Source organism: Allosphingosinicella sp. (genome assembly GCF_035626655.1).
GTDB lineage: Bacteria > Pseudomonadota > Alphaproteobacteria > Sphingomonadales > Sphingomonadaceae > Allosphingosinicella.
In genome coordinates, this window is the sequence record NZ_DASPNF010000008.1 from 35,545 (window position 1) to 53,121 (window position 17,577).

Genomic DNA, 17,577 nt, shown 5'->3' on the forward strand with positions numbered 1-17,577 from the left:
GAGAACAGCATGCTCCGCATTGAAAATCTCCACGCCAACGTCGCGGACAAGCCGATCCTCAAGGGGATCAGCCTTGCGCTGAGTCCGGGCGAGATCCATGCGATCATGGGGCCGAACGGGTCGGGCAAGTCGACGCTTGCCTATGTGCTCGCCGGGCGGCCGGGCTATGAGGTGACAGAGGGGTCGGTGACCTTCACGCCGCCTCCGTGCTCCGGCGAAGGCCGGAGCGGTGGGTCGGAGGCGCCGGGTGAGGACGCGCAACGCTCCGGCCTTCGCCGGAGCACGGGGGAGCCGATCGATCTCCTAGCGCTCGACCCGCATGAGAGGGCCGCCGCCGGCATCTTTCTCGGCTTCCAGTATCCGGTGGAGATTCCCGGCGTCTCCAACGTCCAGTTCCTGCGCACCGCGCTCAACGCGCAGCGCCGGGCGCGGGGCGAGGCGGAATTGTCCGCTGGCGATTTCCTGCGCCTTGCGCGCGAGCAGGCCGATGCGCTCGGGCTCGACATGGAGATGATGAAGCGGGCGGTGAATGTGGGCTTCTCGGGCGGCGAGAAGAAGCGCAACGAGATGGTGCAGATGGGGATCATCGATCCCCGCCTCGCCATCCTCGACGAGACCGATTCCGGCCTCGACATCGACGCGCTGCGCGTCGTCGGCGAGGGCATAAACCGGATCATGCGCAAACCCGACAGGGCGGTGCTGCTGATCACCCATTACCAGCGCCTGCTCGACATCGTCCGGCCGGACTTCGTCCATGTGCTGGCCGGCGGGCGGATTGTCCGCTCGGGCGGCGCGGAGCTGGCGCATGAGCTCGAGCGCGAAGGCTATGGAGAGATGGCAGCGTGAGCCTGCTCGCGCTCCCGTCGCCCCGCGAGGAGGCCTGGCGCTGGAGCGATCTCTCCGCGCTGCCGGCGCTGGCCGACGCGGCGCCGACCGGCGCCATGCCGGACGATCTGCCCTGGCTGGATTGCGGGGCGGGGCCGCGGCTGCTGTTCGTCGACGGGCAGCTGCGCGAGGGCGATATCGACATGCGGGCGCTCGCCATCGAGACGAGTCATCCGCTGGGCCGCCTCGCCGGCAAGAGCGGCTGGTCGCTGCGGCTCGGCGCAGACCATGCGCCCGCAGGCCCGGTGCAGGTGATCCATGTCTCGACAGGCGCCGCCGACCATCTCGCGGCCGAGATCGTGCTGGCGGAGGGCGCGCAGGCGTCCGTGGTCGAAACCTATATCGGCGACGGCTGGACCAACCGGCTGACAGGTATCCGCATCGGCAAGGGCGCAAGATTGATGCTGAGCCGCCGCATTCTCGGCGAGACTGGCTTCGTCAGCCTGACCGACCAGGCAACGCTCGGCGAAGGCGCGAGCCTCGTCGCGGCGACCCTTGCCGTGGGTGGGCGTGACACGCGGCTCGACGGCGAGATCGATCTTGTAGGCATCGGCGCCTATGCCGAGGCCGCCGGCGCCCTGCTCGCGCGCAATCGCCAGCGGCATGACGCCAATCTGGTCGTCCGCCACCTGGTCCCAGAGGGAATGAGTCGGCAAATCTGGCGCTCGGTCGCTGACGACCGGGCCACCTGCTCGGTGGCCGCCCGCGTCGAGGTCGCCCGCGACGCGCAGAAGACGGACGGCGAGCAGAGCCTGAAGGGCCTGCTGCTCGCCCGGTCGGCGGTGATCAACGCCAAGCCGGAGCTGGAGATTTTCGCCGACGACGTGAAATGCGCGCATGGCGCCACGGTCGGCGAGCTGGACCGCGAAGCGCTCTTCTATCTCGAAAGCCGGGGCGTCGAGCCCGACGAGGCCAGGGGCCTGCTCACCCGCGCCTTCGTCGCCGACGCGCTCGACCGGATCGGGGAGGAGGCGGTGAAGGCGGCGTTCTACAGGGACACGGAAGGATGGTTCGCCTGATGGACATTGCCGCGGCCACCCGCCCGCTCGACTGGCGCCCGGACTTCCCGGCGATCCCGGAGGGCTGGGCCTATCTGGACAGCGCCGCCACCGCGCAGAAGCCGAAGCCGGTGATCGAGGCGATCACCAAAGCCTATGCCGAAACCTATGCGACCGTGCATCGCGGCGTCTACCAGCGCTCGGCGGACATGACCCTGGCCTTCGAGGCCTCGCGGCGGCGGGTCGCCAGCTTCATCAACGCCGCCCGGCCTGAGGAGATCGTCTTCGTCCGCGGCGCGACCGAGGGGATCAACCTGGTCGCGCAAAGCTGGGGCCGGGACAATCTGAAGCCCGGCGACCGCGTCCTGCTCTCCGCGCTCGAGCATCATTCGAACATCGTCCCCTGGCAGCTGGCCGGGGCCGGGGTCGACGTCGTGCCGCTGACGGAAGACCATTGCATCGACCTTGACGCCATGGCCGCGATGATCCGGCCCGAGCACAAACTGGTCGCGCTCGGCCATGTCTCGAACGTGCTGGGCTCGAAGCTCGACGCGAAGCGCGCTGCGGACATCGCCCATTCGGTCGGCGCGAAACTGCTGCTCGACGGCTGCCAGGCCGTCCCGCGCATGCCCGTCGACGTGCAGGACCTGGATTGCGACTTCTACGTCTTCTCCGGGCACAAGCTTTACGGGCCCACGGGCATCGGCGTGCTCTGGGCGCGCTACGACCTGCTTGACGCCATGCCTCCCTGGCAGGGCGGCGGCGCGATGATCGACCGGGTGACCTTCGCGAAGACGACCTACGCCCCGCCGCCCGCGCGGTTCGAGCCGGGGACGCCGCATGTCGTCGGTGTGATCGGACTGCATGCGGCGATCGATTATGTGGCGGCGCTCGGCCTCGACGCCATTGCGGCGCATGAGGCGGCTTTGGTGGCGGAGGCGCGCGAGGCGCTGCGCGGGCTGAACTCGGTGCGCCTGTTCGGGCCGGAGGACAGCGCCGGCATCGTCAGCTTCGCGGTCGAGGGGGTGCATCCGCACGATGTCGGCACCATATTGGACGAGGCGCAGGTCGCGATCCGGGCGGGCCATCATTGCGCGCAGCCCCTGATGGACTATCTCGGCGTCGACGCCACCGCGCGGGCGAGCTTCGGCGTCTATAACGGCCGGGCCGACATCGAGGCGCTGGCACGGGGGATCGAGCGCGTCACGCGCATTTTTGGGTAGGGATATTCGGGTGAACGAGGAACGGAAGATCGCGACCGAGAAAGTGGAGGCGGTGACGCCGCCGCCCAGGGCGCGCGTCTCCGACGCGGACACCTTCGCGCGCAAGAAGGACTATCTCGAAGGCTTCCTCGCGCAAAAGCCGGCGCAGCTCTCCGGCACCGAGCCGGGCGGCGATCTCTACGAAGCGGTGATCGAGGCGCTGAAGGAGATTTACGATCCGGAAATCCCGGTGAACATCTACGACCTCGGCCTGATCTACGGCGTCCAGATCACGCCGGACCATCACGCCAGGGTGCAGATGACCCTGACCACGCCGCATTGCCCCGTCGCCGAGTCCATGCCGGGCGAGGTGGAGCTGCGGGTCGGCGCGGTGCCCGGGATCGGCGATGCCGAGGTGGAACTGGTCTGGGATCCGCCCTGGGATCCGCAGAAGATGAGCGACGAGGCGAAGCTGGAGCTTGGAATGTTATGAGTGCCGAGACCAAAATCCGGGCCCGTCCCACCGCCGTCACGCTGACGCCGGCCGCTGAGCAGCGCGTTGCCGAGCTCATGGGCAGGGCGCCCGCCGGCGCGATCGGGGTCAAGCTCTCGACGCCGCGGCGCGGCTGCTCGGGCCTTGCCTATTCGGTCGATTATGTGACCGAGGAGGCAAAGTTCGACGAGAAGATCGAGACGCCGGGCGGCACCTTCTACATCGACGGCGCCTCCGTCCTCTATCTTGTCGGCTCGACCATGGACTGGCGCGAGGACGACTTTGCCGCCGGCTTCGTGTTCGAGAACCCGAACGCCAAGGGCGCCTGCGGCTGCGGCGAGAGCTTCACCGTCTGATCCGTCCGCTTTGACATCCAGGCGCCGCCGCGCCAGAGCGCCGCGGACAGCAAGGAACCCGCACGCATGACCGAGACCTGGAACGAGATTTACGACCGCGTCTACCGCGAGCCCGTCGACGTGGACGGCAATCACTTCATCAACTGCCGCTTCGAGACCACCCAGCTCCGTTATGGCGGCGGCCAGCTGCCGCGCTTCGAGAATTGCCATTTCGAGAATATCGGCTGGTACTTCCACGACGCCGCGCTGCGCACGATCCAGCTGCTCCAGTTCCAGAACCAGGAAGGCGGCGCGCAGCAGATGCTCGACGATCTCTTCCGCCCGGGGAACATCCTCCGCGAATAGGCTGCCGCGCCGCCCTTTCCATTCCGCGGCCGATCCGGCACCTTCTCCCGAAAAGGGGGAGGTGGGCCCATGAGTCGAACCTTGCTGCCGCCGGCCGGCGCGCTGATCGCATCCCTGCTTCTCGGCCAGGCCGCGGTCGCCAATGACAGCAGCGCGGAGAAGGCGGCGGGCGGGCTCGTCCTGCGCCAGAATAACGACATCGACATGGTCTCGGAGGACCTCTACGTCTCGCCGGCCGAGGTGCGGGTGCGCTACGTGTTCCGCAACCGCGCGCCGCAGGCGCGGTGGATCACCGTCGCCTTCCCGATGCCCGACCGCGACATGCTCTATGAGATGGAGAGCGAGGTCGCCTATCCGGAAGGCTTTCGCACCCTGGTCGACGGCCGACCCGTGCGGATGAGCGTCGAGCGCCGGGCCATGGTCGACGGCGTCGACCGGACCGCCGAACTCACCCGGCTGCGCATCCCGGTCGCGCCCCCGGCCGGCGAGCGTTCATACCAGGTCGCCCGGCGGATCGGACAGTTGCCGCGGGCGGCGCAGGAGCGGCTGGCCCGGCTCGGCCTGATCGATGCCGACGCGCTTCGCGATGCCGAGCGGCAGATCCTGCCGCGCTGGACGGTGAAGGAGACCTGGCATTGGGATCAGGTCTTCCCGGCCGGGCGCGACCTCCGCGTCGAGCATCGCTACCGGCCCGGCCTGGGCGGGACGGCCGGCGTGCCGCTGGCCTCGCGCGATTTCCGCAACAGCGACGATGGCCGCCAATATCAACGCGAATATTGCACCGACGCCGCCTTCCTGGCCGCGCTCGACCGGATCTCCGCGCGGGCCGAGCAGACGCAGCGCGACTATCCGATGGAGAGCAGGCTCCGCTACATCCTGACCACCGGGGGCAACTGGCGCTCGCCGATCGGCGATTTCCGGCTGGTGGTGGACAAGGGCGATCCCAATGCCATCGTCAGCTTCTGCGGCGAGGGCGTGCGGCGGATCAGCCCGACCCAGTTCGAGGTCCGCCACCGCAACTGGCGGCCGGACCGGGATCTGGCCGTGCTGATCGTCTCCGTCCCGCGGAACTGAGCCGCTTGGCGATGCCGCGCGCAGCCTCGCTTGCCCTGTCTGCGGTGCTGTGCCTGGTCGCGACGGCCTCGCTCGCCAATGACAGCACCGCCGAGAAGGCGGCCGGCGGCCTCGTCCTCACCCGGACCGACGCGATCGACATGGTCTCGGAGGATCTCTACGTCTCCCCGGAGCAGGTGCGCGTCGCCTATGTCTTCCGCAACCGCACGCGGGCGCCGATCCGAACCATTGTCGCCTTTCCGATGCCCGACCGCGACCTCGACGAGATGTACAACAGTGACACCAATTATCCGGGCGACTTCCGCACCCTCGTCGACGGCCGGCCGGTGACCATGCAGGTCGAGCGGCGCGCCATGCTGAACGGGGTCGATCATACCGCCATGCTCACCGGCCTCGGCATTCCGGTGCAGACCAGCGATCCGGCGAGCGACGTGCTGATCGAGGCCATCCGCCGCCTTCGCCCCGCCGACCGCCAGCGGCTGGCCGAAATGGGCCTGATCGGCAATGACGCCGGCCTGCACCCGATGTGGACGGTCAAGGAGACCTATTATTGGGAGCAGGTCTTCCCGGCCGGCCGCGACCTCAGGGTCCAGCACAGCTACAGTCCGGGCACCGGCGGCTCGGTGACGGTCGCGCTCGCCTCGCCCGATTTCCGCAATTCGCCGGAAGGGCGCGCCGAGCAGCGCCGCCACTGCACCGACCGCGCCTTCCTCGCCGCGCTCGACCGGATGTCCGCGCGCGAAGGAAACGGCATCGTCCTGACCCAGCAGAATCTGAGCTACATCCTCACCACCGGCGGCAACTGGCGCTCGCCCATCGGCCGCTTCCGGCTGGTGGTCGACAAGCTCAACCCGCGCGCGCTCATCAGCTTCTGCGGCGAAGGCGTGCGCTGGATCTCGCCGACGCAATTCGAGATCCGCCGGCGCAACTGGCGGCCGACGCGCGACCTCCACATCCTGATCGCCACGCCGAACGACACGAATCAGTAAGCGGCTTCGCCGTGGGGCGAATAAGCCGCTTTGCCGTCGGGCCGCGCCTCGGCTAGGGGCGACGGCATGCACGCCGGTCTCGCCCGTATCGACGCCTGGATCTTCGATCTCGACAACAGCCTCTATCCGCACAGCTGCAATCTGTTCGAGCTCGTCGACCGGCGGATCGGCCAATATGTGGAGGAGCTGCTCGGCCTCGACAGCGTCGCGGCGCGCAAGGTGCAGAAGGATTATTTCCACGCCCACGGCACGACCCTCGCCGGGCTGATGGCCGACCATGGCGTAGAGCCGGGCCATTTCCTCGATTTCGTCCACGACATCGACCTCGCCCGCGTCACCGCCGACCCGCAGCTGGTCGCGGCGATGGACGCCTTGCCGGGGCGGAAGTTCATCTTCACCAATGCCGGCGAGGATTATGCGCGGCGCGTGCTCGACCGGCTCGGCCTCGCCAACGCCTTTGACGGCCTGCACGACATCCACGCGATGAACTATGTGCCGAAGCCCGATCCGGCGGGCTATGCCGCGATCTGCGCGGCGCACGGCATCGATCCGCACCGCGCCCTGTTCGCGGACGACATGGTCCGCAATCTGAAGCCGGCCAGGGAGATCGGCATGACCACGCTCTGGATCGACAATGGCTCGGAGCAGGGGCCGCAGGCGACGCCGGCCGAGCTGCCCGAATGGGTGGATCACCGCACCGATTCGATTGCGGGCTGGCTGCACGAGATGCTGGGGGAGAGAATCGCATGACGGGGCAGCTGCAGCATGCAATCGACGCTGCCTGGGAGGCGCGGGAGGGGCTCGGCACGGGGACGGCCGGCGAGGTGCGCGACGCCGTGGAGGAAGCGCTGCGGCTGCTCGATGCGGGGGAGGCGCGGGTCGCCGAGAAGGGCGCCGGCGGCTGGACGGTCAACCAGTGGCTGAAGAAGGCGGTCCTGCTCTCCTTCCGCCTGAACGACAACATCCTGATGCCCGGCCCGGGCGGGAGCTTCTGGTTCGACAAGGTGCCGTCCAAATTCTCGGGCTGGGGAGACGACGCCTTCCGCGCCGCCGGCTTCCGCGCCGTCCCGGGCGCGATCGTGCGCCGCGGCTCCTTCATCGGCCGCAATGCGGTGCTGATGCCGAGCTTCGTCAATATCGGCGCCTGGGTCGGCGAGGGCACGATGGTCGACACCTGGGCGACGGTCGGCAGCTGCGCGCAGATCGGCAGGAACGTCCATATCTCCGGCGGCACCGGGATCGGGGGCGTGCTCGAGCCGCTGCAGGCCGGCCCCGTGATCATCGAGGACAATTGCTTCATCGGCGCCCGCTCCGAAGTGGCCGAGGGCGTGGTCGTGGAGGAGGGTGCGGTCATCTCCATGGGCGTCTTCCTCGGCGCCTCGACGAAGATCGTCGACCGGGCGACCGGCGAGGTGATGTACGGGCGGGTGCCGGCTTATTCGGTGGTCGTCCCCGGGACCTTGCCCGGGAAGGACGGCGGGCCCAGCCTGGCGTGCGCGGTGATCGTGAAGCGCGTCGATGCGCAGACGCGATCGAAGACGGGGATCAACGAGCTGCTGCGGGACTAGCGCGCAGCGCGTCGGCGAGCCTGCCGCCTTCGACAAGGTCGTGCAGCTGCCAGAGCCGGTCGTGCAGGTCCGGGTCGACCTCGGCCAGAAGGGTCGCATAAGCCTCGCCGATCACCTCCGAGAATGCGGCCATCCTTCCCGCTTCGGCGCGGCCTGCCTCGGTAAGCGCCACCAGGGAGCGGCGCCGATCTTCTGGGTCCGAAGATTTCGTAACGAGACCAAGCCGGTGCAGCTGCCTGATCCAGTCGATCACGAGCGGATGGGATTGCTGCAGCGAGGCGGCAATCGCGGTCACGCTTTGCGGCCCTCGGTCGTTCAGCAACAGCATCGTGGAGGCCGTCCGGGGCGGCGCGCGAACACCCCGTTCGGCCTCGAAGGCACCCGCTTCGGCGACCAGGCGATCCGACAATCGGCGCAGCAGGTGGGCGAGAAAAGGCAGGCCGAGCGAGCGAACATAATCGGCGGCCGGGTCGCGCATTCTCATTTCCGATTTCTGAGCCCCGCGACGCCCATTGACAAGAGAAAGGATTTACGTAAAGATTTACATAAAGGAGGAACGATGCCTGAAGTCCAGGTCCTGCGAAGCCTGTTTCTGTTCCTCTGCCTCGGGCTCGCAGCCCCGGCCGGGGCACAGTCGCTCACCGCGCAGCAGAAACGGGAGATCGCCGGGGCGGCGGCGACCGCTTATGCCGACTTCTACGTCTTCGCCGATCGCGGCGCCGCCATTGCCGCGCACTTGCGGCGCGAGGCGGGACGGGGCGCATTCGACCGGATCGACCAGCCCCAGGCCTTTGCCGCAGCGCTGACTGCCGCGATCCGCACCGTCCAGGCCGACCGCCACCTCGAAATCCTGCCGCCGCGCCCGGCGACGTCCACGACCGCGACCGCGGGTCCGCCGAGCCGGGCCGAGCGGCTGTCGTGGATCGAGCCGCTCCGCCGCCGCAATTATGACTTCGTCCGCGTCGAGCGGTTGCCGGGCAATGTCGGCTATCTGCGTCTCGATTCCTTTCCGCCGCCCGAGCTGGCCGCATCGACCGCCGCCGCTGCAATGGCGTTCCTCAGGCACTGCGACGCGATCATCATCGACCTGCGCGAGAATGGTGGCGGCACCGGCGACATGGTGCGCTTCCTCGCCAGCTATTTCTTCGTCGAGCCGACCCGGCTCAGCCGGACCTTCCGCCGCGACCGTAACCCGCAGACCAGCTACGACATGACCCTTCCGAGCATCCCGGGAGACCGGATTCCGATTGCCGACATCTTCGTGCTCACCAGCAATCGCACCATTTCCGCGGCCGAGGCCTTCGCCTTTGCGCTGCAGCAGCAGGGCCGGGCGGTCGTGATCGGAGAAACGACCGCGGGTGCAGGCAATGCCGGCGACTATCTGGATATCGGTCACGGCTTTCGCGCCTTCGTCCCCGACGTTCACGTTTCCAGCCCGGTAAACGAAACGAGCTGGGAAGGCGTCGGCGTGCGCCCCGACATCGCGGCCACTTCCGAGCAGGGACTGGCGACGGCGCATCGCGAGGCCCTGCAGCGCCTGCTCTCGGCCACCACCGACGAGCGGAGGCGCGCGGCCCTGCGCCGGGCGATGGCGAATCCCGCCCGCTGACCCTCGCCGCCCGTTCCGCGACCGCGTATCACAAGCCCAGCTTATCGCTTTGACCGCAGCTTTTGTGACGCGCTGCGAGGAGAAGCCGCTAGAGCCGTCCTCATGAGCAGCAACGGCGCAGGGCAGGCGATGGGGCGGGAGGATTGGGCGATCCTGCTCTTCCTCTCGGTCATCTGGGGCGGCTCCTTCTTCTTCATCGAGATCGCGCTGGAGAGCGTGCGGCCGCTCACCATCGTGCTGATCCGGGTCGCGCTCGCGGCGGCCATGCTCTGGGCCTTCCTCTGGTGGCGCGGGCAGCGTCTGCCCATGCCGCCGGGCGCGGCCTCGGCCTATCTGGTCCTCGCCCTGCTCAACAATGCCATCCCGTTCGTGATGTTCGTCTGGGCGCAGCAGGCGATCACCAGCGGCCTCGCCTCGATCCTCAACGCGACCACGCCGATCTGGGGCGTGCTGGTCGCGCATCTGTTCACCGCCGACGAGAAGGCGACGCCGGGCAAGATCGCGGGCGTCCTGCTCGGCTTTGCCGGCGTGGCGGTCCTGATCGGGACGGATTTCCTCGGCGAGCTCGGCAGCGGCGTCTGGGCGCAGCTCGCCTGTCTCGCCGCCACCCTGTGCTACGCGCTCGCGGGCGTCTGGGCGCGCCGTTTCCGCCGCATGGGGATCGAGCCGACCGCGGTCGCCACCGGCCAGCTCAGCGCGGCCGCGCTCGTCATGCTGCCGCTGGTCCTGCTGTTCGAGCCGCCCTGGCTGGCGGCGGCGCCCTCGGCCGGCGCCTGGCTCGCGCTCGCCGGGCTCGCCCTGTTCTGCACGAGCCTGGCCTACATCCTCTATTTCCGCCTGCTCGCCTCGGCCGGCGCGACCAATTCGCTGCTCGTCACCTTCCTGATCCCGGTCACGGCCATCCTGCTCGGCGCGCTCTTCCTCGGCGAGCGGCTGGAAGCGCGCAGCTTTGTCGGGATGGCGCTGATCGCGGCCGGGCTGGCGGCGATCGACGGGCGGCTGTTCCGGCGGCGGGCGGCTCCCCTGCGCGGGTCGCAACCGGGCTGACCTGCGGAAGTCGACACGCCGGAACCTGACAAAGCTGACACGATAGTCCTACACAAGAGCGGGCCCGGATCGCCGGCCTCGGCGCTGGTCCCGATTGCCCCGCCAATGAGAAAGAGCGGACGAAGTCTCTCACGCGAAATCCTACATTGGAAGGCTCAGGCGTCGGGCGGGAGATATTCGAACTCGACGAGGTAAACCTTCTCGCCACTGCCATGTTTCGCGACCTTGAGCAGGTCGACGACGCCCAAGAAGCCGGAGCGGCGGGCGAGGTCGCCATTGACGTCCCCGAGCGCGATCTCGCGGACGGATTCGACGAGAATATGGCCCTCCTCCATCGGATAGATCCCGCCGGCCTTCACGTGCGGCCGCTGCCAGATGCGGACGGAGCAGGTGATCGACCCGTCCTTCACTCCCTGGCGCAGACGCCTGGTGAACTGCATCAGCCCGCGTCCGCCTCCAGCAGCAGCCGGGCGATGCGCTCGCTCTGCCACTCGGCCATGCCGACCATGCGCCACACCTCCCGGCCCTGGCTGTCGTAGAGGATGGTGGTCGGCAAGGTGTCGGCGCCGACCGCGAACATCAGCCCCATCTCGGCATCCAGATAGGGCTGCAAATTGGGGAGGCGCCGCGCCGCGAAGAAGTCGGTGACCTTGCGGCGGCCGTCGGTCGAATCCTGGCTGATCGCGATGACCTGCAGGCCGTCGTCCGGCTGCGCCGCGGCGAGCCGGTCGAGCGACGGCATCTCGACGATGCAGGGTCCGCACCAGGTCGCCCAGAGATTGACCAGCAGGGGCCGGCCGCGGAAGGCCGAAAGCCGCACCTGGCCGCCGTCCGGCCGCTGGAAGGCGGCGTTCGGCGCGGGCGTGCCGCCACGGCTGCGGTCGAGCCGTCCCGTCGGATATTGCGCAGCGGCGGATTCATTGCCCGCCGCGGACGCGCCCGCCGGCGCGGCGGGGGCGGCCTCGGCCGCCGCATTGGCGCCATTGCCTTGCGGGGCCGGGGGGTTTTGCCTATCGCATCCGGCCAGCAGGAAGGCCAAGGCCAGGCCCGGGAGAATGAAGATCACGCGCCGCAAGGATCAGGACTCCAATGCCATGTGGGGCGGGCGGTTCGCCGAGGGTCCCGCCGCGGTGATGCGCGAGATAAATGCCTCGATCGGCTTCGACAAGCGGCTCTGGCGCCAGGACATCGCCGCGAGCCGCATTCATGTCGCGATGCTCGCCGCCAACAGCATCGTCAGCCAGGCCGACGCCGACGCGATCGAGGAGGGCCTCGACCGGATCGAGGACGAATATCAGCTGCACGGCGTCCCCGAGGACGAGGGCCTCGAGGACATCCACATGCATGTCGAGCACCGGCTCGCCGAATTGATCGGGCCGGCGGCGGGGCGGCTGCACACGGCCCGCTCGCGCAACGACCAGGTGGCGACCGACTTCCGGCTCTGGGTGCGCGACGCAATGGACGCGGCCGATGCCGGGCTGGCGGCGCTGCAGCGCGCGCTGGTGACGCGCGCCGCGGAGCATGTCAGCGCGGTGATGCCCGGCTTCACGCATCTCCAGTCGGCCCAGCCGGTGACCCTGGGTCATCATCTGATGGCCTATTACGAGATGCTGCGGCGCGATCGGTCGCGCTTCGCCGACGCGCGCGTGCGGATGAACGAATGCCCGCTCGGCTCGGCCGCGCTCGCCGGCACCGGCTTCCCGATCGACCGCGAGGCGACCGCGCTGGCGCTGGATTTCGACCGGCCGACCGCCAATTCGCTCGATGCCGTGTCGGACCGCGACTTCGCGCTCGATTATCTGCAGGCGGCGGCGCAGGCGTCGCTGCATCTGTCGCGGCTGGCCGAGGAGTTCGTGCTCTGGGCGAGCCAGATGTTCGGCTTCGTCGCCCTGTCGGACAGCTTCTCCACCGGCTCCTCGATCATGCCGCAGAAGCGCAATCCCGACGCGGCCGAGTTGGTGCGGGGCCATGCGGGGCGGATTCTCGGAGCACTGACGTCGCTCAGCGTGACGATGAAGGGCCTGCCTTTGGCCTATTCGAAGGACATGCAGGACGACAAGGAGCCGGTCTTCGAGGCGCACGATCTGCTGACGCTCAGCCTTGCAGCGATGACCGGGATGGTCGAGAGCGTGACCTTCGACACCGGGCGGATGCGCGCTGCGGCCGAGGCCGGCCATGCCACCGCCACCGATCTCGCCGACTGGCTGGTGCGCGAGGCGAATGTGCCGTTCCGCGAGGCGCATCATATCACCGGGCGCGCCGTCCGCCTCGCCGACGGGGCGGGGAAGAAACTCTGGGAGCTGGGCCTGGACGAGCTCCGGTCCGTCGACGAGCGGATCGAAGCCAGTGTTTTCAATGTGCTTTCGCCCGACGCATCGGTTAAGAGCCGGACGAGCTTCGGCGGGACCGCCCCGGCTTGCGTGAAGAAACGGATCGAGGCCGCAAGGAAAGTGCTGGGAATGGACGAATGAGGGCCACCAAGACGCTCCTGCCCCTCCTCCTCCCGCTCCTTGCCGGCGCCTGCGGCCTGCGCGAGCCGCTGCGCCCCGCGCCCGGGGAATCGATGCCGCCGGCGCCGGCCATGGCGCCAAGGGCGATGACCACGGACGAACTGCTCGCGCCGCCGCCGATCGGCCGGCCCGGCCGCGTCGACGAATTGCTCCGCCGCTCCGAGGAGCGCGAGGACGACCGCTTCGACCTCCCGCCGGGCGACATTCCGGTCGATACGGACGGCGCCAGCAACAGCCAGGACGCGCCCGACCAATGAAGCCCGTCCGCAAGGCCGTCTTCCCCGTCGCCGGGCTGGGGACGCGCATCCTGCCGGCGACCAAGGCGATGCCGAAGGAGATGCTCCCGGTCGTCGACAAGCCGCTCATCCAATATGCGGTTGAGGAGGCGCGCGAGGCCGGGATCGAGCAGATGATCTTCGTTACCGGCCGGGGCAAGGGCGCGCTCGAGGATCATTTCGACATTTCGTACGAGCTCGAGGCGACCATGACCGCGCGCGGCAAGTCGCTCGATCCGCTCGCCGGCACGCGCTTCCCGGCCGGGGCGGTGGTCTCGGTGCGTCAGCAGGCGCCGCTGGGCCTCGGCCATGCCGTCTGGTGCGCGCGCGAGATCGTCGGCGACGAGCCTTTCGCCGTGCTGCTGCCAGACGATCTGATGGTGGGAAAGCCGGGCTGCCTCGCGCAGATGGTCGAGGCCTATGGCAGGGTCGGCGGCAATATCGTCTGCGCGCAGGAAGTGCCGGCGGAGCGGACGGCGAGCTACGGGATCATCACGCCCGGCGCGCGCGACGGGCGGCTGACCGAGGTGATGGGGCTGGTCGAGAAACCGAAGCCGGAGGAAGCGCCGTCCAATCTCGGCGTCGTCGGCCGCTACATCCTGCAGCCGGAGATCATGCCGATCCTGGGGCAGATCGGCAAAGGCGCGGGCGGCGAGATCCAGCTGACCGACGGCATGGCCGCGCTGATCGGCGAGCAGCCCTTCCACGGCGTCACCTTCGACGGCGAACGCCACGATTGCGGCGACGCCAGGGGCTTCGTCCTCGCCAATCTCGCCCTGGGTCTGGCCCGGGACGACCTCGCCCCGGCGATCCGCGCCTTTCTCGCGGAAACAGGCGGCGGCTGATGGAGGGCGCCCTCGTCTCGTGCGACGGGCCGGTCCGACGGCTGAGCGCCGAGGAGGCAGCGCTTTATCAGGGACCGGGGTTCGTCTGGCTGCACCTGCAGGGCCGGGACGAACAGGATCTGGCCTTCATCAAGACGCAGCCCGACATTCCCGACGTCGCCGCCGGCGCCCTTGCCGCGACAGAGACCCGGCCACGCTGCGACCGGATCGAGGATGGCGCGATTCTGAACTTGCGCGGCCCCGGCGATTGCGACCCGGCCGACAGCGACCGGCTGGTCTCGATCCGCCTCTGGGTGACGGCGACCAAGGTCGTCTCGCTCTCCCGCCGGCCGATAACGGCCTTGCCCGAGGTGGTCCGCAAGATGGAGGCGGGCAAGATCAGGGACAGCGGCGATCTCGTGGCGGCCTTCGCCTGGGCGATCTCGACCCAGCTCGATCCCGAAGTCTCGGCGCTCGGCGACCGGCTGGACGATGTGGAGAGCGACCTCGCGCCCAACCATCTTTTCCGGCTGCGGCGCGACATCACCGAGATCCGCTCGGCCGCGATCAGCTTCCGCCGCTTCGTGGCGCCGGACCGGGACGCCCTGCGCGAGCTGGCCGGGCAGGATTTCGACTGGCTGGCCGACGAGGACAAGCTGCACATCATCGAGGCCGCCGACCGCTTCGCGCGCATGGCCGAGGAGCTGGAGGCGGTGCGCGAACGCGCGGCGCTGCTCCACGAGCAGATCACCGACCTCAGGGCGGAGCAGACCGACCAGCGCGCGCTCTACATCTCGGTCGTCGCCTTCATCTTCCTGCCGCTCACCTTCGTGACGGGCCTGCTGGGGATGAACGTCGAAGGCATACCCTATGCCCACAGCCACTGGTCGTTCTGGGGCGTGGTGATCTTCTGCGCCCTGGTCGGCATCTCGGTGCTGCTCTGGTTCCGCTGGCGGAACTGGCTGCGGCGATAACCGCCCCTACGCCTCCAGCTCGATGTCCCAGTAGAGATAATCGCGCCAGCTCGCGTGCAGGTAGTTGGGCGGGAAGCTGCGGCCATGCTCCTGCAGCTGCCAGCTGGTCGGCCGGTAGGGATGGTGGCGGATGCGCATGCGGGCCTGCAGCGGCGTGCGGCCGCCCTTGCGGAGGTTGCAGGGCGCGCAGGCGGTGGCGACATTCTCCCAGGTCGTCCGCCCGCCCTGGGCGCGCGGAACGACGTGATCGAAAGTCAGCTCGTCGAGCGAGCCGCAATACTGGCACTGGAAGCGGTCGCGCAGGAAGAGGTTGAACCGGGTGAAGGCCGGATGTTCGCTGGGGCGTACATATTGTCGCAAAGCGATCACGCTCGGCAGCTTCAGCGCGACGCTCGGGCTATGCACCTCGCGCTCATAGGTCGCGACGATATCCACCCGCTCCAAAAAGAGCGCCTTGACGGCGGTCTGCCAGGGCCACAGGCTGAGCGGGTAGTAACTGAGCGGCGTATAATCGGCGTTCAGCACAAGCGCTGGACAGCCTTCAGGGTGCCGGAGAAGGTCGGGATGATACAAGGCCCACAAGCTCCCGTTTCACGGAGATCACCTCCGAGAAACGCAGCCCCCGACACCTGTCGCACCCAGAACGCGGGAGACCGGGCTCTCGGCCGTCCTCTCCTGGTCCGCCACGCAATCGCCACCTTGCGTGACGCGCTCATGACACCATCCCACTGACTCTGCGTCAAGACTCCGCATGCACCCGGTCACCCGCTTCGCGCCTTCTCCCACCGGACGGTTGCATCTGGGCCACGCTTATTCGGCCCTTCGCGCCCATGATTTCGCGCGCGAGCGGGAGGGGAGCTTCCTGCTCAGGATCGAGGATATCGATCCCGGGCGCGTGCGGGCCGAATATGTCGATGGCATCATCGAGGACCTGCTCTGGCTCGGCCTCGAATGGGATGCGGACATGGTCTACCAGTCCGAGCGGCTCGACCTCTATGCGGCCGCGCTCGGGCGGCTGAAGGAGATGGACCTCGTCTATCCCTGCTTCTGCACCCGCGCGGACATCGCCGCCTCGGTCGCCGCGCCGCATCCCGGATCGGAAGCCGGGACAGGCGGGCCCGAAGGGCCGCTCTATCCGGGAACCTGCCGGGGCCTCGCCGGCGCCGATCTGTCCAGACCGCATGCCTGGCGGCTGGACGTCGCCAGGGCGGCGGCGCGGACCGGGCCGCTGACCTGGTCCAATGACGGGAAGCTGGTGGCGGCATTGCCGGAGACGCTCGGCGACGTGGTGCTGGCCCGCAAGGACGCCCCCGCTTCCTATCATCTCGCGGTGACCGTCGACGATGCCGACCAGGGCGTGACCGACGTGGTGCGCGGGCGCGACCTGTTCGTCTCCACCCATATCCACCGCCTGCTCCAGGCTTTGCTCGAGCTGCCCGTGCCCCGTTATCATCATCACGGCCTGCTGTCCGACGCCGCAGGCGGGCGTCTCGCCAAAAGGCATGGCGCGGCGACGCTCGCGGACCTCCGGGCCGGTGGGATGGATCCGGCTATGCTCGTGGCTGCCCTGCGCCGGGGCCAATTGCCTAGTGGCTATTCGCTGCCGCAGGCGTAAAGGGCGGCGCATGAGAATCTTCCTCGTCATCCTCATCGTCCTCGGCGCGCTCGCCACGCTCTTCGTGCTGGTCCGGGGTGTGATCGGCATGGCCCAGGGCAAGGACATTACCGGCCAGCGCTCGCAGCAGCTGATGCAGAAAAGGGTGATGTTCCAGGCGATCACCATCCTGCTCGCCATTGCCCTGCTCGCCGTCATGAGCAGCAGCGGCGGACGCTGAGCCGAAGGCGATGGTCCGGCTCAACAGGATCTACACGCGGACCGGCGATGCCGGCGAGACCGGGCTGGTCGACGGATCGCGCGCCTCCAAGGCCGATCCGCGCTTCGCCGCGATCGGCGACGTGGACGAGGCCAATAGCGCGATCGGCGTCGCCCTGCGCGCGATCGCGAATGACGAGGCGCGCGCCATGCTCGGCCGCGTCCAGAACGAATTGTTCGATCTCGGCGCCGATCTCGCCACCCCGTCGGGCATGGCGGGCGCGTTGCGCATCCAGCCGGACCAGATCGACCGGCTGGAGCGCGAGATCGACGCGATGAACGAGGCGCTCGAGCCGCTCCGCAGCTTCATCCTGCCGGGCGGCGCCGGCGGCAGCGCCGAGCTCCACCTCGCCCGCGCCGTGGTACGGCGGGCGGAACGGGCGACCGTGGCCGCCGCGTCGTCCTTCAGCCCCGAAGCGCTGCGCTATCTGAACCGGCTTTCGGACCATTTGTTCGTGCTCGCGCGTTGGTTGGCGCGAGAGCAGGGCGGAGACATCCTCTGGGAACCGGGAGCGACGCGCGGCGGGTGATCGTCTGTTCACCTTTTGTGCTGGC

General features: G+C 68.8%; 23 protein-coding genes. 19 read left to right on the forward strand and 4 right to left on the reverse strand.

Annotation, left to right across the window (positions count from 1 at the left end; genetic code table 11):
- Positions 1–9: 9 nt before the first annotated feature.
- The 10 genes from sufC (at position 10) to dapD (ending at position 7,910) form a co-directional block, all read left to right on the forward strand.
- A complete protein-coding gene (gene sufC, locus VEC11_RS07200; protein WP_464129960.1) occupies positions 10–846 on the forward strand; it encodes a Fe-S cluster assembly ATPase SufC in 837 nt (278 codons plus the stop codon).
- Positions 843–1,904, forward strand: a complete 1,062-nt coding sequence (locus VEC11_RS07205) for a SufB/SufD family protein (protein WP_464129961.1) — start codon at positions 843–845, stop codon at positions 1,902–1,904. The genes sufC and VEC11_RS07205 overlap by 4 nt, the downstream gene beginning before the upstream one ends.
- Positions 1,892–3,106: a cysteine desulfurase gene (locus VEC11_RS07210; protein ID WP_464129962.1), complete on the forward strand. Its 1,215-nt coding sequence runs from the start codon at positions 1,892–1,894 to the stop codon at positions 3,104–3,106. The genes VEC11_RS07205 and VEC11_RS07210 overlap by 13 nt, the downstream gene beginning before the upstream one ends.
- A gap of 10 nt (positions 3,107–3,116) precedes the next feature.
- A complete protein-coding gene (locus VEC11_RS07215) occupies positions 3,117–3,578 on the forward strand; it encodes an SUF system Fe-S cluster assembly protein (protein WP_464129963.1) in 462 nt (153 codons plus the stop codon).
- On the forward strand, positions 3,575–3,934 hold the full coding sequence (locus VEC11_RS07220; protein ID WP_464129964.1) for a HesB/IscA family protein: 360 nt from the start codon (positions 3,575–3,577) through the stop codon (positions 3,932–3,934). The genes VEC11_RS07215 and VEC11_RS07220 overlap by 4 nt, the downstream gene beginning before the upstream one ends.
- A 66-nt stretch (positions 3,935–4,000) precedes the next feature.
- Positions 4,001–4,279, forward strand: a complete 279-nt coding sequence (locus VEC11_RS07225) for a hypothetical protein (protein WP_464129965.1) — start codon at positions 4,001–4,003, stop codon at positions 4,277–4,279.
- 69 nt (positions 4,280–4,348) lie between these two features.
- Complete coding sequence (locus tag VEC11_RS07230; protein WP_464129966.1) at positions 4,349–5,353, forward strand: DUF4424 domain-containing protein; 1,005 nt, start codon at positions 4,349–4,351, stop codon at positions 5,351–5,353.
- A gap of 11 nt (positions 5,354–5,364) precedes the next feature.
- Positions 5,365–6,342: a DUF4424 domain-containing protein gene (locus VEC11_RS07235; RefSeq protein WP_464129967.1), complete on the forward strand. Its 978-nt coding sequence runs from the start codon at positions 5,365–5,367 to the stop codon at positions 6,340–6,342.
- A 66-nt stretch (positions 6,343–6,408) separates the two neighbouring features.
- Positions 6,409–7,092, forward strand: coding sequence for a pyrimidine 5'-nucleotidase (locus VEC11_RS07240; RefSeq protein WP_464129968.1), 684 nt, complete (start codon positions 6,409–6,411; stop codon positions 7,090–7,092).
- Positions 7,089–7,910: a 2,3,4,5-tetrahydropyridine-2,6-dicarboxylate N-succinyltransferase gene (dapD, locus tag VEC11_RS07245; RefSeq protein ID WP_464129969.1), complete on the forward strand. Its 822-nt coding sequence runs from the start codon at positions 7,089–7,091 to the stop codon at positions 7,908–7,910. Before VEC11_RS07240 ends, dapD begins: the two co-directional genes overlap by 4 nt.
- Here the strand turns inward: dapD and VEC11_RS07250 are convergent.
- Entirely contained in the window at positions 7,888–8,388 is a 501-nt protein-coding gene (locus VEC11_RS07250) for a MarR family winged helix-turn-helix transcriptional regulator (protein ID WP_464129970.1), read from the reverse strand. The two genes, dapD and VEC11_RS07250, sit on opposite strands and share 23 nt — an antisense overlap.
- An 81-nt stretch (positions 8,389–8,469) precedes the next feature.
- On the opposite strand from VEC11_RS07250, the gene VEC11_RS07255 reads away from it, so the two are divergent.
- On the forward strand, positions 8,470–9,519 hold the full coding sequence (locus tag VEC11_RS07255; protein WP_464129971.1) for a S41 family peptidase: 1,050 nt from the start codon (positions 8,470–8,472) through the stop codon (positions 9,517–9,519).
- A gap of 102 nt (positions 9,520–9,621) precedes the next feature.
- Positions 9,622–10,566 (forward strand): DMT family transporter, encoded by a 945-nt coding sequence (locus VEC11_RS07260; protein WP_464129972.1) that lies wholly within the window; start codon positions 9,622–9,624, stop codon positions 10,564–10,566.
- A 155-nt stretch (positions 10,567–10,721) separates the two neighbouring features.
- On the opposite strand, the gene VEC11_RS07265 is transcribed toward VEC11_RS07260, so the two are convergent.
- The gene (locus VEC11_RS07265) at positions 10,722–11,006 is read right to left on the reverse strand and encodes an ASCH domain-containing protein (RefSeq protein WP_464129973.1); all 285 of its coding nucleotides are present in this window, start codon (positions 11,004–11,006) and stop codon (positions 10,722–10,724) included.
- Complete coding sequence (locus VEC11_RS07270) at positions 11,006–11,632, reverse strand: TlpA family protein disulfide reductase (RefSeq protein WP_464129974.1); 627 nt, start codon at positions 11,630–11,632, stop codon at positions 11,006–11,008. Before VEC11_RS07270 ends, VEC11_RS07265 begins: the two co-directional genes overlap by 1 nt.
- A gap of 28 nt (positions 11,633–11,660) precedes the next feature.
- On the opposite strand from VEC11_RS07270, the gene argH reads away from it, so the two are divergent.
- The 4 genes from argH to VEC11_RS07290 are packed head-to-tail and all read left to right on the forward strand — an operon-like array spanning position 11,661 to position 15,149.
- On the forward strand, positions 11,661–13,037 hold the full coding sequence (gene argH / locus VEC11_RS07275; protein ID WP_464130030.1) for an argininosuccinate lyase: 1,377 nt from the start codon (positions 11,661–11,663) through the stop codon (positions 13,035–13,037).
- A complete protein-coding gene (locus VEC11_RS07280) occupies positions 13,034–13,333 on the forward strand; it encodes a hypothetical protein (protein WP_464129975.1) in 300 nt (99 codons plus the stop codon). Before argH ends, VEC11_RS07280 begins: the two co-directional genes overlap by 4 nt.
- Positions 13,330–14,196 (forward strand): UTP--glucose-1-phosphate uridylyltransferase GalU, encoded by an 867-nt coding sequence (galU, locus tag VEC11_RS07285; protein WP_464129976.1) that lies wholly within the window; start codon positions 13,330–13,332, stop codon positions 14,194–14,196. Before VEC11_RS07280 ends, galU begins: the two co-directional genes overlap by 4 nt.
- Positions 14,196–15,149, forward strand: coding sequence for a zinc transporter ZntB (locus tag VEC11_RS07290; RefSeq protein ID WP_464129977.1), 954 nt, complete (start codon positions 14,196–14,198; stop codon positions 15,147–15,149). The genes galU and VEC11_RS07290 overlap by 1 nt, the downstream gene beginning before the upstream one ends.
- 6 nt (positions 15,150–15,155) lie before the next feature.
- On the opposite strand, the gene VEC11_RS07295 is transcribed toward VEC11_RS07290, so the two are convergent.
- Entirely contained in the window at positions 15,156–15,722 is a 567-nt protein-coding gene (locus VEC11_RS07295) for an HNH endonuclease (protein ID WP_464129978.1), read from the reverse strand.
- 178 nt (positions 15,723–15,900) lie between these two features.
- On the opposite strand from VEC11_RS07295, the gene gluQRS reads away from it, so the two are divergent.
- The 3 genes from gluQRS to VEC11_RS07310 are packed head-to-tail and all read left to right on the forward strand — an operon-like array spanning position 15,901 to position 17,552.
- Positions 15,901–16,764 carry a tRNA glutamyl-Q(34) synthetase GluQRS gene (gluQRS, locus tag VEC11_RS07300; protein ID WP_464129979.1) on the forward strand — a complete coding sequence of 288 codons (864 nt, stop codon included), beginning with the start codon at positions 15,901–15,903 and terminating at the stop codon, positions 16,762–16,764.
- A 10-nt stretch (positions 16,765–16,774) separates the two neighbouring features.
- Positions 16,775–16,984, forward strand: a complete 210-nt coding sequence (locus tag VEC11_RS07305; protein ID WP_464129980.1) for an HIG1 domain-containing protein — start codon at positions 16,775–16,777, stop codon at positions 16,982–16,984.
- A 10-nt stretch (positions 16,985–16,994) separates the two neighbouring features.
- Positions 16,995–17,552: a cob(I)yrinic acid a,c-diamide adenosyltransferase gene (locus VEC11_RS07310; RefSeq protein ID WP_464129981.1), complete on the forward strand. Its 558-nt coding sequence runs from the start codon at positions 16,995–16,997 to the stop codon at positions 17,550–17,552.
- Positions 17,553–17,577 lie beyond the last annotated feature (25 nt).